The organism is Candidatus Nanopelagicales bacterium (assembly GCA_041393815.1).
In the GTDB taxonomy this organism is placed as follows: domain Bacteria; phylum Actinomycetota; class Actinomycetes; order S36-B12; family JAWKJK01; genus JAWKJK01.
Genome location: JAWKJK010000001.1, coordinates 844,064 through 859,304, shown reverse-complemented (window position 1 = coordinate 859,304; position 15,241 = coordinate 844,064). Strand labels below are relative to the sequence as shown.

Below are 15,241 nucleotides of genomic sequence, written 5' to 3'. Positions count from 1 at the left end.
CTGTGAAGGACGTCCGATAGTTGGATGTCCTAGTATCCTACTCCTCGCGGTCCTCCGGTGGAACCGCCCGGCCGGTCATCGCGGCGGCGAGCACGTTCTCCCAGCGCACCAGCGAGGTGTCCGGCAGGAACTCGTCCACCGCCCGGCGGTGCGCCGCCTCGCCCAGCCGGGCCGCCAGCGGCGGGTCGTCGAGCAACCGGCGGACCCGCTCGCCGAACCCGACCAGGTCGGCCGGGTCGGGCAGCAGCAGGCCGTCCTGCCCGTCGGTGATCTGGTCCACGATCCCGCCGACCGCCGAGGCCACCACCGGACGCCCCTTGTACAGCGCCTCGGTCACGGTCAGGCCGAAGCCCTCCGCGTAGCTCTTCTGCACGACCACGGCCGCGTGCCGCTGCAGCGCGTTGACGATGACCGCGTTCTCCTCCACGTCCGCCATCGGCAGGCACGCGAGCTGGATCCGGGTTCGGGCGGCGTGCGGGAGGTCGCGCCACTGCTCCCACACCTGGTGAAGCACCACCGCGCCCTCGGGGTCGTCCGACACGGCCGTGACGACCGGGCCGGCGAGCACGAGGTGGGCGTCGTTGCCGTCGATGATGTGCTCGGCGAACGCATGCATCACGCCGGCCATGTCCTTCAACGGGTCCCATCGGGACACCTGGACGACGAGCGGGACGTCCGGCTGCGGCGGCGGCCCGGTGCGGATGATGTCCGCGTGGTGCAGCACGCGGCCCGGCGAGCCGTCGGAGCGGGTGAAGGGGACCACGTCCGGCAGCCCACCGTCGATGATTCCCACGTGCTGCAGGGCGCCGACCACGACGTCGGGGTCCAGGGCCCTGTTCTTCGCCGCGAGAGGGTCGATCGACGGCTTGATGACGGCCAGCCGGTCGCGAGGGACCCAGTCGGGTGCGTACGCCTCCCGCGTGAACACGTACGCATCGACGGACGGCTCGAGGTAGGGACGCAGGAAGTCCCACGCCTCGTCGGTGTACTCGTTGCGGAAGTCCACGCCGACGTGGCAGCGCCACACCACGGGAACGCCCCAGGAGCGCACGGCCGCCGCCAGGCCGGCCGGCTGCGGGTCGTGCAGGATCACCACGTCGCCGGCGACCACGGTCGCGGCCAGCTCGTCGGAGTTGGCGCGCGACACCCGGTCGAACACCTCGTGCTCGGCCTGCCCGAGCGGCCCGCCATCGCCCTCGCTGCCGTGCAGCCGGTGGTGCAGCCGCTTGGTGATGGCGTAGAAGTCCGGCTCTCCGTCCAGCACCAGCCAGCGCGCGTCCACGTCGGCGCCACGGGACAGCGGCAGCAGCACCTGCAGCATCTCCGCGACCCCGCCGCCGACGGCGGTGGAGTTGACGTTGACCACGGAGCGGCCCTGGAGGGCCTCGCGCATCCGGGGGGCCACGTCGTCGACGAGGTGGCTGAGGCGTTCGGGCGGGACGATCCCCGCCAGCTCCATCGGTGACCGGGCGGGCAGTCGGACTTCCTGCACGACGCGCTCCCTCGCGTTGGGTGCTCTCGCAGCCACCGTAGGGAACTCGCGCAGGTGATGCAGGGTCTAGCGCGGCGTGGCGCCGACTCCGAGGTGCCGGGCGATGAGCATCCGCTGCACCTCCGAGGTGCCCTCGCCGATCTCGAGGATCTTGCTGTCCCGCCAGAACCGGGCCACCGGGTACTCGTTCATGTAGCCGTACCCGCCGAACACCTGGGTCGCCTCGCGCGCGTTGGTCACGGCGATCTCGGAGGAGTACAGCTTGGCGATCGCGGCCTGGTGCTTGAACGGCTCCCCGCGCAGCATCCGCGCGCCGGCGTCGTAGTAGGCCAGCCGGGCGAGGTGGGTCCGCATCTCCATGTCCGCGATCTTGAACTGGATGGCCTGGTAGTCCCCGATGGGGTGGCCGAAGGCCTCGCGCTCGTGGGAGTACCGGACCGACTCGTCCACGCAGCCCTGCGCCAGCCCGACCGCGAGGGCGGAGATGGCGATCCGTCCCTCGTCCAGGATCCGGAGGAACTGCGCGTAGCCGCGACCCCTCTCCCCCAGCAGGTTCGCCGCGGGCACGCGGCAGTCGCTGAACGACAGCTCGCGGGTGTCGCTGGCGTTCCAGCCGACCTTGGAGTACTTCTGCGACACCGTGAACCCGGGCGTGCCCGACGGCACGATGATCGAGGAGATCTCCTTCGACCCGTCCTCCCGGGTCCCCGTCACCGCGGTGACCGTGACCAGGCCGGTGATGTCGGTGCCGGAGTTGGTGATGAAGGCCTTGGTCCCGTTGATGACCCACCCGTCGCCGTCCAGGACCGCGGTGGTGCGGGTCGCGCCGGCGTCGGAGCCGCCGCCGGGCTCGGTCAGGCCGAAGGCGCCCAGCATCTCGCCGGAGGTCAGCCGCGGCAGCCACTCCCGCTTCTGCTCCTCGGTGCCGAACCGGTAGACCGGCATGGCGCCGAGCGAGACACCGGCCTCCAGCGTGATGGCCACCGAGGAGTCGACCCGCGCCAACTCCTCCAGGGCGATGCAGAGGGCGAAGTAGTCGCCGCCCATGCCGCCGTACTCCTCCGGGAAGGGCAGGCCGAACAGCCCCATCCGCCCCATCTCCCGGACGATCTCGTACGGGAACGTCTGCTGCTCGTAGTGCTCGGCGATGACCGGCGCGACCACGTCGTGCGCGAACGCCTCGACGGTCTTGCGCAGCTCCTCGTGCTCCTCCGAGAGCCGGAAGTCGACCACGGTCACTCCTTGTCGGTGTCGGACGTGCTGTCGGTACGGGGTTCGGGGCCGCGCCCGGACAGGGCGCGGACGACGCGGGACGGGCTGGGCCGGCCGAGGACGCCCGCCAGCCAGGTGCTGGTCTCGACCAGGCGGTCGAGGTCGACGCCGGTCTCGATGCCCAGGCCGTCGAGCATCCAGAGCAGGTCCTCGGTGGCGAGGTTGCCGGTGGCGGACCGGGCGTACGGACAGCCGCCCAGGCCGCCGACCGAGGAGTCGACCGTGGTGACGCCGGACTGCAGCGCGGCCAGCGTGTTGGCGAGTGCCTGGCCGTACGTGTCGTGGAAGTGCACGCCGACCGCCGCCGTGGGCACGCCGGCTGCGGACAGGGCCGACAGCAGCGCGGTCACGCGCCCGGGTGTCCCCACTCCGGTTGTGTCGCCCAGCGACAGGGACGTGCACCCCAGCGCGAGCAGGTCGCTGCAGACGCGGACCACCTGCTCGACCGGGACGTCGCCCTCCCACGGGTCGCCCCAGCACATCGACAGGTAGCCGCGCACCGCGAGCCCGTGCTCGCGGGCCCGCGCCACCACCGGCGCGAACATGTCGAGCTGGTCGTCCAGGCCGCGGTTGATGTTGCGGCGCGCGAAGGTCTCGGTGGCGCTGGCGAACACCGCGACGTCGGTGACCCCGGACTCCAGCGCTCGGTCCAGCCCGCGGTCGTTGGGCACCAGCACCGGGTAGCGCACCCCGTCGACGCGCGGCAGCCGGCGCATGAGCTCCTCGGCGTCGGCCAGCTGCGGAACCCGGTCGGGGCGGACGAAGGAGGTCGCCTCGATGACGGTCAGGCCGGCGTCGGCCAGGCGGGCCAGCAGCTCGAGCTTGACCTCCACCGGGACCGAGGTGGGCTCGTTCTGCAGGCCGTCGCGGGCGCCCACCTCCCAGATGGTGACGCGCTGCGGCAGCCCCGGTGCCGGCGTGGTGGTGGGCCGCCTCACGCGACCACCTCCTCCGGCGCGTCGGCGGCCGTCGGCTCGCGGTGCGCGGTGACGACGGCGAGGGTCTGGTCCATCCGGACCTGGGCGCCGACCCGCGCCGGGAGTTCGGTCACGACGCCGTCGACGGGCGCGCGCAGGGTGTGCTCCATCTTCATCGCCTCGACGGTCACCAGCGGGTCGCCGACGGCCACCTCGCTTCCCACGTCCACGGCCACCGCGATGACGACCCCGGGCATCGGGCTGCGCACGGGTCCGCCGCCGCCGGCGTGCTCGGCGCGCACTGCGGCCAGCCGGTCCTCCTCGGCCAGCGCCCAGGCGGCCCCGCCGTGCGCGAGCCACAGCGTGTCTCCGGAACGGGCCCAGGAGTAGCGCCGGGCGTCGGCCCCGACGGCCACCAGCAGGTCGGTCCCGTCGGAGCGGACCGAGGCGGGGTGCACCGGGCCGTCACCGACGCGCACCTCGGCGGACGTGGCGGTGCCGCGCACCGACACGTCGACCGGGTCCGCGCCCGCTGCCCGGATCCGCCAGGTGGCCCAGGCGGGGGCACCCGGTCGCCAGCCCGACGGCACGTCCCAGGGGTCCACGACCGGACCGGCGGGGGTCAGCGCCAGCAGCCGCTCCAGCCCGGCCGCGGCCAGCGCGTGCTCGGGCACGGTCGTGGCCGTCCAGTCCTCGGTGCGGCGCTCGACCAGCCCCGTGTCGAGGACGCCGGAGCGGACCTCGGGGTCGGCGACCATGGCACGCAGGAATGCCAGGTTAGTGGGGACCCCGAGCAGCACCGTGTGGGCCAGCGCGCCGTCCAGCCGGTGCAGGGCGGTCGCCCGGTCCGGCCCCCACGCCACCACCTTCGCCAGCATCGGGTCGTAGTCGCTGCCGATGGTCACGCCGGCGCGCACACCCGAGTCGACGCGGACCCCGTCGCCGTCGGGCTCGCGGTACGCGAGCACCCGCCCGCCCGTCGGCAGGAAGCCGCGCGCGGGGTCCTCGGCGTAGACCCGGGCCTCCACCGCGTGCCCCGTCAGCCGCACGTCGTCCTGGCCGAAGGGCAGCGGCTCCCCCGCCGCGACCCCCAGCTGTAGCTCGACCAGGTCCAGCCCGGTGACGGCCTCGGTGACGGGGTGCTCGACCTGCAGCCGGGTGTTCATCTCCAGGAAGAAGAACTCGTCCGGGCGGGTGTCCGACACCAGGAACTCCACGGTGCCGGCGCCCACGTAGCCGACCTCGCGGGCCACCCCCACGGCCGCGCGACCCATCCGGTCCCGGGTCGCGGCGTCGAGCAGGGCGGACGGAGCCTCCTCCACGACCTTCTGGTGCCGACGCTGCAGGCTGCACTCGCGCTCCCCCAGGTGCACCGCGCCGCCGCGGCCGTCGGCGAGCACCTGGATCTCGATGTGCCGGGGCCGCTCGACGTAGCGCTCCACCAGCAGCGCGTCGTCACCGAACGCCGACCGGGACTCCCGGCGGGCGGAGACGAGCGCCTCGGTGAGTTCGCCGTACGCATCGACCCGGCGCATGCCCTTGCCGCCGCCTCCGGCAGAAGGCTTGAGCAGCAACGGGTATCCCACCTCGTCTGCGATCGCGAGGATGTCCTCGTCGGTCATGCCGGGGTCGTGCCGACCGGGCACCACGGGCACGCCCGCGGCGATCGCGACGTTCTTGGCGGAGATCTTGTCGCCCATCGCCTCCAGGGCAGCGACCGGCGGCCCGACGAACACCAGACCCGCGTCGGCGCAGGCACGCGCGAAGGCGGCGTTCTCCGACAGGAAGCCGTAGCCGGGGTGCACGGCCTGGGCGCCGGAGCGGACCGCCGCGTCGAGCACCCGGTCGATGGCGAGGTAGCTCTCGGCGGCGGGGGCCGGCCCCAGCCGCAGCGCCTCGTCCGCCTCCCGGACGTGCCGGGCACCGGCGTCGGCGTCGCTGTAGACAGCGACCGAGCGCACGCCCAGCGCGCGCAGGGTCCGGATGACGCGGACGGCGATCTCGCCGCGGTTGGCGACCAGCACGGTGTCGAACATCGCCGTCACATCCGGAAGACGCCGTAGGAGACCGGCTCGAGCGGGGCGTAGGCGCACGCCCCCAGGGCCAGCCCGAGCACGGTGCGGGTCTGGGCGGGGTCGATCACGCCGTCGTCCCACAGCCGGGCCGTGGCGTAGTAGGGGTTCCCGGCGCGCTCGTACTGGTCGCGGATCGGCTGCTTGAACATCTCCTCGTCCTCGGCCGGCCAGTCCTCCCCGCGCGACTCCATCTGATCGCGGCGGACGGTGGCCAGGACCGACGCAGCCTGCTCGCCCCCCATCACGGAGATGCGCGCGTTCGGCCAGGTCCACAGGAAGCGGGGCGAGTACGCCCGGCCGCACATCGAGTAGTTGCCCGCGCCGAAGGAGCCGCCGATGACCACGGTGAGCTTCGGCACCCGGGCGCAGGCCACCGCGGTGACCATCTTCGCGCCGTTCTTCGCGATGCCGCCGGCCTCGTAGTCCCGCCCGACCATGAAGCCGGAGATGTTCTGCAGGAACAACAACGGGATCGACCGTTGGTCGCACAGCTCGATGAAGTGGGCACCCTTGAGCGCGGACTCGGAGAACAGGATCCCGTTGTTCGCCACGATCCCGACCGGGTGCCCGTGGATGCGCGCGAAGCCGGTGACCAGCGTGGTGCCGTACTCGGCCTTGAACTCCTGCAACCGGCTGTCGTCGACGATGCGGGCGATGACCTGGCGGACGTCGTAGGGGGTGCGCGTGTCCGGCGGGACGATGCCGTACAGCTCCTCCGCGTCGTAGCGCGGCTCGACCGTCGGGGCCACCTCCCACGGTCGAGGGGCGCGCGGCCCGAAGGTCGCCACGATGGACCGCACGATCTGCAGGGCGTGCGCGTCGTCGTCGGCAAGATGGTCGGTGACGCCGGAGGTCCGCGAGTGGAGCTCGCCACCGCCGAGGTCCTCCGCAGACACCACCTCGCCGGTGGCCGCCTTCACCAGGGGCGGGCCGCCGAGGAAGATCGTGCCCTGCCCCCGCACGATGACCGCCTCGTCGCTCATCGCGGGCACGTACGCGCCGCCGGCGGTGCAGGACCCGAGGACCGCCGCGACCTGCGGGATCCCACGCGCGGACATGGTGGCCTGGTTGAAGAAGATCCGGCCGAAGTGGTCCCGGTCCGGGAACACCTCGTCCTGCATCGGCAGGAACGCGCCGCCGGAGTCGACCAGGTACAGGCACGGCAGGTTGTTGTGCAGTGCCACCTCCTGGGCGCGCAGGTGCTTTTTCACCGTCATCGGGTAGTAGGTGCCGCCCTTGACGGTGGCGTCGTTGGCGACGACGACGCACTCCCGGCCGGACACCCGGCCGATGCCGGTGATGATCCCCGCGGCCGGGGCGTCGTCGTCGTACATCCCCGTGGCGGCCAGCGGGGCCAGCTCCAGGAACGGGGAGCCGGGGTCGAGCAGCGCGTCGACCCGCTCTCGCGGCAGCAGCTTGCCCCGTGCGGAGTGCCGCTCGCGCGACGCCGGCGGACCGCCGAGGGCCGCGGCGGCGAGCCGCTCGCGCAGGTCCGCCACCAGGGCGAGGTTGGCGTCGCGGTTCGCCTCGTACGCCGGGTCACCCGGGTCGACGGTGGACGGGACCACCGGACCGGCCATCCGCTACCTCCCGCTGGCGCTAGTTAACGATCGTTCACGGTACCCGGGTGCCGGCCGACGCGGCAAGCGCCGCCCCCGCCATGTCCCGCAGCAGGCCGGCCATCTCGTCCCGGCCGACCCGGGCGGAGTGCGGGGTCGAGTTGATCAGCCCCAGGGCAGCGTGCACGGCCGCCCGGGCCCGCGCGGGATCGACCCCGTCCCCCGTCCCCGCCAGCGCCGCGACCCACAGCTCGACGTACCGGGCCTGCAGCTGGCGAACGCGGGACCGGCCCGGCTCCGGGACGTTGTCCAGGTCGCGGAACTGCACCGCGATCAGGTCGGGGTGGTCCAGCGCGAAGTCGACGTGCCAGGCGACCAGCGCCGCAAGCGCGGACTCGGGGTCGGCAGCCTGCTCGCTGCGCTCCCGGCCGCCGTCGAGCAGCGTCTCGCTGATGCCGACCAGCATGTCGGTGAGCAGCGCGTCCTTGCCCGCGAAGTAGCGGTAGAGCGCCGGTCCGGTCAGCCCGACCGCGGCGCCGAGGTCGTCGACGGACACCCCGTGGAACCCCCGCTCGGCGAACAGCCGGGCCGCGACCGCCAGTATCTCCTCGCGCCGGTCGTCCCGAGCGGCGCGGCGCGGACCGGACGCCGTCCCCGAGGTGGCCACGTCCGCGATGCTAGGCCCCGCCGCACCACCGGACCCGGCCGGTGGCGAGGCTCGGACCCGGAGGCGGATGTGACGGACCTGTGGCACGGCTTCGCCGACATGGCGGCGGTCGAGAGCGACGGCGAGCTGCTGGTCGCGCGCGGCGAGGGTGCGTACGTGTGGGACTCGGCGGGCAACCGCTACCTCGACGCCACCGCGGGACTGTGGTTCGCCAACGTCGGCCACGGCCGGACGGCGATCGCGGAGGCGGTCCGGGACCAGCTGTCCACGCTGGCGGCGTACTCGACGTTCAACGACGTCGCGAACCCCGCGGCTACGGCACTCGCCTCACGGGTGGCGGGGCTGGCCCCCGTCCCCGGCTCGAAGGTCTTCTTCACCAGCGGCGGCTCGGACTCGGTCGACACCGCGGTGAAGCTGGTACGCCGCTACTGGCAGATGCGCGGCCAGCCGCAGCGTCGGGTCATCCTGGTGCGGGACAAGGCGTATCACGGCATGCACCTGGCAGGGACGGCGCTCGCGGGCATCGACGACAACCGCGCCGGCTACGGCGACCTCGACCGCGACGTGCAGCGGGTCGCGTGGGACGACGCCGAGGACCTGGCCCGCAGCATCGACCGGATCGGCGCCGAGAACGTGGCCGCGTTCTTCTGCGAGCCGGTGATCGGCGCGGGCGGCGTGTACTTCGCCGGGGCGGACTACCTGCGCGACGCCCGCCGGGTGTGCTCGGGCCGGGACGTGCTGTGGGTGTCCGACGAGGTCATCACCGGGTTCGGCCGGCTCGGGGACTGGTTCGCGTCGAGCCGGTTTGAGCTTCGCCCCGACCTGGTGCTGTGCGCGAAGGGCCTGACGTCGGGGTACGTGCCCATGGGCGCGGTCATCGCCGCGCCCCGGGTGTGGGAGCCGTTCTGGCACTCCGGTGCCGGTGCCTGGAGGCACGGCTACACCTACGGCGGCCACGCCGGCGCCGCCGCGGCCGGGCTGGCGAACCTGGAGATCATGGCGGCCGAGGACCTGCCCGGCCGGGCCCGCTCGCTGGAGGGGGCGCTGGCCGCGGCGCTGCGGCCCCTCGCGGACCTGCCCGCGGTGCACGAGGTGCGCGCCGGCACCGGGCTGATGGCGGCCGTGCAGCTGGCCGACGCCGCCGCGGTCCCGACCGCGGTCGCACGGCTGCGCGAGGAGGGCGTGCTGACCCGTGGGCTGGTCGGCGGGGCGCTGCAGATCTCGCCCCCGCTGGTGGTGACCGAGGACGACCTCGCCCTGCTCGGCGACGCCCTCGCCCGGGCCCTGGGGTGACCGGGCTCACCGCCTCCGTCAGGCCAGCGTCAGGACTGGGTTAAGGCGACCCTAAACGCGGCGATCCGGCTTGCCCGGGCCGTCCGGCGCGGGTGAGGGTCGAGGTGTCATGCCCCCGAGCAGGAGGTCCCACCCCGTGACCATCCGTCGAGTACGCCGCGCGGCCGTCGGCACCGCCGCCACCGCGCTGGCGCTGTCCGTCGCCGTGTCCGCCCCCGCCTCGGCCGATCCCGGCCGCGACCACGGCCACGGCAACGGCCAGGGCCGTCCCGGCGCCGCCCAGACCACGACCCCGGCGACCCCGGAGGTCCAGGCCGCCCGCGTGACCCTCCGCGAGGCCCTGAAGAAGGCGCGCGGCGACTACAAGACCGCCACCCGCGCCGCCAAGAAGGCGTTCTGGGAGACCACCACGACCGCGCGCACGGCCTACGAGGCCCAGCGCGCAGCGGCCGACTCCCTGGCCGCGCGGATCCTCGCCCGAGAGACCTACAAGTTGGCGATCGCGCCGCAGCAGCAGGTCCTCCAGGACGCCCTTGCCAAGGCCCGCGCCGACTATCAGGGTGCCGCCGACGCGGCGTTCGCGGTCTACGACGTCGCGACAGCCACGCCGGAGGTGGCGGCTGCGCGCGCGAAGTTCCGCGCGGACGTCGCCAAGGCGACAACGGACTACCAGGCCAAGGTTGCCGCTGCCCGCACGGCGTACGAGGGCGCGATCGCCCCGTTCCGGACCACCCTGCTCGCGGCGCTCGGGGCCTCCCCGACCCCGTCCGACGACCAGACCGAGCAGCTGGTGAAGGCCTACCGCGACGCCACCGAGACCGCGCGCGACACCTACCGCGGTGCGGTGCGCTCCGCACGGGTGGAGCTCCGCGCGGCCATCAAGCAGGCCCGCGAGGAGCTCAAGGCCGTCGCCGGTTCCGCGGACGCCTACTCCCAGGGCCGAACCCCGAAGAAGGCCTGACGCGTCAGGCCCTTCCCCCGACGAGGCCCGGTCACCGTCCCCCCAGCGGTCACCGGGCCTCGTTGCGTCCGCGGACCCCGCCCCACCTGCTCCCCTGGTGGAACCTTGAGCCAGCCGCGAGGCCCTTCGCGCGGGTCAGAGGTTCCACCAGGGTGTGGCGCAGTGGCGTACGGGGCGGATTCGGCCCCCGCGCACGGACCGTGAACTGGTCCGCCCGAGGGACCTGGCGGGAGCACCTGCCCGGGGAACGCCTTCGGGCCGCACTCTCCGGCCCACGCCATCCTGCCCAGCGCCCCCACAGGCCCCAGTAGCCCCGAACGCACCCGCCGGTGGAACCATCAGCCGCCGGCGAGGCCCTGCGCCCCGGTCCTACGTTCCACCAGGGGTTCTGGCGCGAGGGCCGGGGGATGCGCGGGTCCCGCAGGTCCGGGCGAGTCCCGCAGGTCCGGGCAGGGCACTCAGGCCAGCGCGAGCACCTGGGTGAGCAGCCGCGCTGCCGGGCCACCCTCGGCCACGGCGAGGTCCAGGGCGCGCGGCACGTCCAGGTCGTCCAGCAGCGCGTCGACCACGGCGTGCTCGGCGGCGTGCGACCCGCTGGGACGCCCGGCGGCGGCGTACAGCTCGTCCAGCCGCGCCTCGGCCGCGTCGGCCACCTCCGGCGCGTAGTCCCAGGAGCCCGCCCACGGGCGGTCCAGCAGCATCAGCCGCACCGCCGCGGCCCGGTGCCGCTCGAGCAGGTCGGCCACCAGGACCAGGTTGCCGGTCGACTTGGCCATCTTCACGCCGTCGACCAGCACGGTCCCCACGTGCATCCAGGACCGGGCGAACGGCACGACCCCCGTCGCCGCCTCCGCCTGCGCCGCCTCGTACGCGTGGTGCGGGAACGCGAGGTCCGCTCCCCCGGCGTGCAGGTCGATGGACGGGCCGTACGTCGACAGCACCATCGCGGTGCACTCCGCGTGCCAGCCCGGGCGGCCGGAGCCCCAGGGGGACGGCCAGGCCGGGTCGTCCGGTCCGGACGCGCGCCACACCGGGACGTCGAGCGGGTCCTCCTTGCGCGGGTCGTCCGGCGTCTCGCCGAACTGCGCGCACGCGGACAGCGCCGCCGCGCGGTCCAGCCCGGCCCGCTCGGCCACGCCCGCGCCGCGGAACCACACCGTCCCCTCGCGCTCGTACGCGTGCCCCGCGTCCAGCAGCGCCTGCGCGAGTCGCACCACGTCGCGGACGTGCCGGTGGGCACGCGGCTCGTGGTCGGGACGCCGGACGTGCAGCGACGACATGTCGTGGTCGAACTGGTACTGCTGGATCGCGGCGAACTGGTCGTACGGCGTGCCCGCCCGGCGCGCGGCGGCGGTGAGCACATCGTCGACGTCGGTGACGTTGCGCGTGAGCGTCACCTCGATCCCCACCTGCCGCAGCACCCGGGTGACCGCGTCCACCCACACGAACGTCGCGGCGTGACCGAGGTGCGTGACGTCGTACGGGGTCACCCCGCACACGTACACGCGGGCCGGACCGACCAGGGCGAGCCGCTGGCCGCCGAGCCGCAGCGGGGACGGGGGGACGAGGTCGTGCGTCATGGCAGTGAGGCTACGGGGCAGCGAGGCTACGGCGAGGCCGGGTCCGGCGCTCCCGCCGGTGGCAGCAGCGCCGTCGAGAGCTGCGTCATCGACCCGATCCACCGGTCGGTGTCGTCGGCCCGGGCTGCGTAGAAGCGGGCGACCTCGGGGTGCGGGAGCACCAGGAACGGCCCGCCGAGGTCAGCCAGGGTCCGCTCGGCCACCTCGTCCGGGTCCAGCGCGGTGGGCTCCAGCAGCGCTCTCCCCACCGGGCCGCTGGCCTCCAGCATCCGGGTGCGCACCCCCTGCGGGCACAGCGCCTGCACGGTGACGCCCTCCGGGCCGTGCGTGATCGCCAGCCACTCGGCCAGCGCGAGCGCGGCGTGCTTCGTCACCGAGTAGGGCGCGCTACCCACCATCGTGAGCAACCCCGCGGCCGACACCGTGAGCAGGAGATGCCCACTGCCGTCGCGGCGCCACTGCGGCAGCAGCGACCGCACGGTCCGCACGTGCGCCATCACGTTGACGTCCCAGGCGTCCTCCCACTTGAGGTCGTCGGCGTCGACGCCGCCCGCCGTCCCGATCCCGGCGTTGCCGCAGAACAGGTCGATGCGGCCCAGGATCTCCGTGGCGCGCTGCACCAGTCGGGCCGGCGCGTCCGGGTCGGACATGTCCGCGAGGACGGTCGTGCCGGAGACCTCCTGGGCCACCCGGTGCGCGGCGGTGGCGTCCCGGTCGCTGACGACGACGCGCGCGCCGCGCGCCGCGCAGGCACGGGCCAACGCGGCACCGATGCCGTCTCCGGCGCCGGTGACGACCACACCGGCCCCGGCCAGGTCCTGCTCCCTCACGCCGTTCCTCCTGGCACTAGCGACGCCGGGACGCCGGTTGCGTCACCCGCCCCAGGGAAGCCACCACGAGTCGATCCACCCGCGGTAGGCCACGAGGTCCTGCTCCTCGCAGGTCGCACGGTCCGCGGTGCTCGCGAACTCCTTGCCCCCGTACGCGGACCAGAACGCGGCGCTCATCTGCCACTTGCCGCGGTAGGTGCCGCCGGGGCTGGTGATCGAGCAGACGCCCCCGGACTCGCGCTTGACGATCGCCTTGCCGTGCGGCGACTGCTGCCACACCTCGAAGGGGATGGTCTTGCGGTGCGCCTCGGAGGTGCGTGCCTTGTCGGTCATCGTCGGGTCGACGTTCTGGACCTGGGGCGGCGGCGCCGGGCGGTCCTCGTCGCGGGAGGCCTCGACCCGGGCGTAGTGCTCGGCGTTGACCCAGCGCCAGGTCGCGGCGTTGACCTTGCCGGTGGCCTTCAGGCCGTGCCGCTTCTGCAGCGCGATCACGGCCTTCTTGGTCCTGGGACCGAACCAGCCGGAGATGGGGCGCACCTGGAGCTTCCACTGCAGGTTCTCGACCCAGGCGTCGCGGCTGCCGTACACCAGCACCGGCGGCGACGCGGCGCGGACGGCCGCGGACGGGGACGCCCCCGACGCCACCGGGGCCGCCTGGGCCGCCGGCACGGACGTGAGCACGAGGGCGCCCGAGGTGAGCGTCACGAGCAGGCCGGTGACGGCCGTGCGCAGCAGGCCGCGATGTGCAGCCATGAGGACCTCCCGTACGCCTGCGGGGTCAGCTGTCGGGTTGGGCCGGGAGCCGGCCTGCCGCGTGCTGCGGCTTCACCCCGAGGCCGTGGTGCCGGGCGCCGCCCGGTCGTCCGCGGCCGAAAGTGGGTCCCCCGCTCCTGCCCGGACGGGGTTGCGGGTGGCACGCCACGGGGGGCAGGACTCGGCAACCCGGGCGCGTCCCTCGGGGTGGAGGGCCCTCCGACGGTAGCCAACTGCCCCCCGGGGTGCCAACCGGCGCCCTACGCTCCCCGGATGACGCCCCACCGCGACGACCGGCGGTCCCGCCGAACGGGACGCGCCGGCTCCGTCCTGGCCGCGCTCCTGGTACCGGTGCTGGTGCCGGTCCTGCTCGTGACCCTGGTCCTCAGCGGCGGGCGCGACGGCGCAGCGGCGGCGGGTCACGCCGGGCTGCACTACAGGCCGGCGCCCCCTCCCCCGGCGATCCCCGACTCCGAGTCGGGCTCGTTCGTCGCGGGGCTGCCGTTCCAGGACCCGCCGGTGCTGACCAGCCGCAACGGCCGCCTCACCGTGGACCTGACCGCGCGGGCGCAACCCGTCGTCGTCAGCGGCAAGAAGGTCAACGCGCGGGTGTGGAACGGCACGTTCATGCCGCCGGTGCTGCGGGTCAAGCCCGGCGACAACCTGCGCATCAACCTGCACAACGAGCTGGGCGAGCCGACCAACGTCCACACCCACGGCTTCTTCGTCGCGATGGACGGCAACTCCGACAACGTGTTCGTGAACCTCTCCACCGGTTCGTCGTTCGAGTACAACTACGACCTGCCGGCGGACATGGAGCCCGGGACCTACTGGTACCACCCGCACTTCCACCCGCTGGTGGAGGAGCAGGTCTTCGGCGGCATGAGCGGGCTGATCCAGGTCGAGGGACTGACGCAGCTGCTGCCGCCGCGGCTCCGCGGGGTCACCCAGCACTACCTGGCGTTGAAGGACCTCCAGGTCGACCGCGAGAACACGATCCCGGCGCGCAACATCAACTCCGACGCACCGACGACCCGGACGGTCAACGGCCTGGTGCAGCCGAAGATGACGATGAGGGCCGGAGAGACGCAGCTGTGGCGGCTGTCCAACGTCGGCGCCGACATCTGGTACCACCTCGAGCTGGAGGGGCTGCAGTTCGCGGTGGTCGGCGAGGACGCGAACCCGGTCAGCCGGGTGTGGACCACCAAGCGGCTGCTGATGCCGCCGGCCAAGCGCTTCGACGTGCTGGTGCAGGCCACGAAGCCTGGCACCTACCGGCTGATGACCCGCAAGATGTCCACCGGTCCCGCCGGCGACACCTACCCCACGGCGCTGATGGCGACGCTCGACGTCACCGGAGCGGCGAAGCGGCCGACCGCGCTGCCGACGACGTTCGGGACGTACGACGACCTGGCGAACGACCCGGTCGCGCGCACCCGCACGTTCACGTTCTCCGAGAACACGAAGACCAACCAGTTCTTCATCAACGGCAAGCAGTTCACCGACGAGATGGTCAGCGCGACGCCGATCCGCGGGTCCGTGGAGGAGTGGGTGTTCCGCAACACCAGCCTGGAGGAGCACCCGGTCCACATCCACGTCAACGACATGCAGCTGATGAGCGTGAACGGCCGGAGGTACAAGGCGCGGGGCTGGCAGGACACCATCCCGATCCCGCACGCCTACCGCGACTCAGCCGGGCGGCTGGTGGCGGGCGAGATCGTGGTCCGGATGAAGTTCAAGCGCTTCGCCGGCAAGTACGTCTTCCACTGCCACATCCTCGCCCACGAGGACAACGGGATGATGGGCGTCGTGAACGTGACCGCGGGCGGGACCTGACCGTAG

At 73.6% G+C, this 15,241-nt stretch carries 12 protein-coding genes; 3 read left to right on the top strand and 9 right to left on the bottom strand.

Annotated elements, in window-relative coordinates; all coding sequences use genetic code 11:
• Positions 1-37: 37 nt before the first annotated feature.
• The 6 genes from R2737_03900 to R2737_03875 all read right to left on the bottom strand — a co-directional run bounded on the left by R2737_03900 (position 38) and on the right by R2737_03875 (position 7,982).
• A complete protein-coding gene (locus R2737_03900; GenBank protein MEZ5115392.1) occupies positions 38-1,492 on the bottom strand; it encodes a glycosyltransferase in 1,455 nt (484 codons plus the stop codon).
• 66 nt (positions 1,493-1,558) lie between these two features.
• A complete protein-coding gene (locus R2737_03895) occupies positions 1,559-2,731 on the bottom strand; it encodes an acyl-CoA dehydrogenase family protein (GenBank protein MEZ5115391.1) in 1,173 nt (390 codons plus the stop codon).
• Positions 2,728-3,702 (bottom strand): hydroxymethylglutaryl-CoA lyase, encoded by a 975-nt coding sequence (locus R2737_03890; GenBank protein MEZ5115390.1) that lies wholly within the window; start codon positions 3,700-3,702, stop codon positions 2,728-2,730. The genes R2737_03895 and R2737_03890 overlap by 4 nt, the downstream gene beginning before the upstream one ends.
• Entirely contained in the window at positions 3,699-5,717 is a 2,019-nt protein-coding gene (locus tag R2737_03885) for an acetyl/propionyl/methylcrotonyl-CoA carboxylase subunit alpha (GenBank protein MEZ5115389.1), read from the bottom strand. The genes R2737_03890 and R2737_03885 overlap by 4 nt, the downstream gene beginning before the upstream one ends.
• Positions 5,718-5,722: 5 nt before the next feature.
• Positions 5,723-7,336, bottom strand: a complete 1,614-nt coding sequence (locus tag R2737_03880; GenBank protein ID MEZ5115388.1) for a carboxyl transferase domain-containing protein — start codon at positions 7,334-7,336, stop codon at positions 5,723-5,725.
• A 34-nt stretch (positions 7,337-7,370) separates the two neighbouring features.
• Entirely contained in the window at positions 7,371-7,982 is a 612-nt protein-coding gene (locus R2737_03875; protein ID MEZ5115387.1) for a TetR/AcrR family transcriptional regulator, read from the bottom strand.
• A 69-nt stretch (positions 7,983-8,051) separates the two neighbouring features.
• Between R2737_03875 and R2737_03870 the strand changes: the two genes are divergently transcribed.
• Complete coding sequence (locus tag R2737_03870; GenBank protein ID MEZ5115386.1) at positions 8,052-9,275, top strand: aminotransferase class III-fold pyridoxal phosphate-dependent enzyme; 1,224 nt, start codon at positions 8,052-8,054, stop codon at positions 9,273-9,275.
• Positions 9,276-9,411: 136 nt separating this feature from the next.
• A complete protein-coding gene (locus R2737_03865; GenBank protein MEZ5115385.1) occupies positions 9,412-10,236 on the top strand; it encodes a hypothetical protein in 825 nt (274 codons plus the stop codon).
• Positions 10,237-10,694: 458 nt separating this feature from the next.
• Here the strand turns inward: R2737_03865 and R2737_03860 are convergent, their stop codons facing one another.
• Genes R2737_03860 through R2737_03850 form a run of 3 tightly spaced genes read right to left on the bottom strand, consistent with a single transcriptional unit; the run spans position 10,695 to position 13,399 of the window.
• Entirely contained in the window at positions 10,695-11,816 is a 1,122-nt protein-coding gene (locus R2737_03860) for a class I tRNA ligase family protein (GenBank protein ID MEZ5115384.1), read from the bottom strand.
• Between the two features lie 26 nt (positions 11,817-11,842).
• Complete coding sequence (locus R2737_03855) at positions 11,843-12,646, bottom strand: SDR family oxidoreductase (GenBank protein MEZ5115383.1); 804 nt, start codon at positions 12,644-12,646, stop codon at positions 11,843-11,845.
• 42 nt (positions 12,647-12,688) lie between these two features.
• Positions 12,689-13,399 (bottom strand): peptidoglycan-binding protein, encoded by a 711-nt coding sequence (locus tag R2737_03850; GenBank protein MEZ5115382.1) that lies wholly within the window; start codon positions 13,397-13,399, stop codon positions 12,689-12,691.
• 273 nt (positions 13,400-13,672) lie between these two features.
• Between R2737_03850 and R2737_03845 the strand changes: the two genes are divergently transcribed.
• On the top strand, positions 13,673-15,235 hold the full coding sequence (locus R2737_03845; GenBank protein ID MEZ5115381.1) for a multicopper oxidase family protein: 1,563 nt from the start codon (positions 13,673-13,675) through the stop codon (positions 15,233-15,235).
• Positions 15,236-15,241 lie beyond the last annotated feature (6 nt).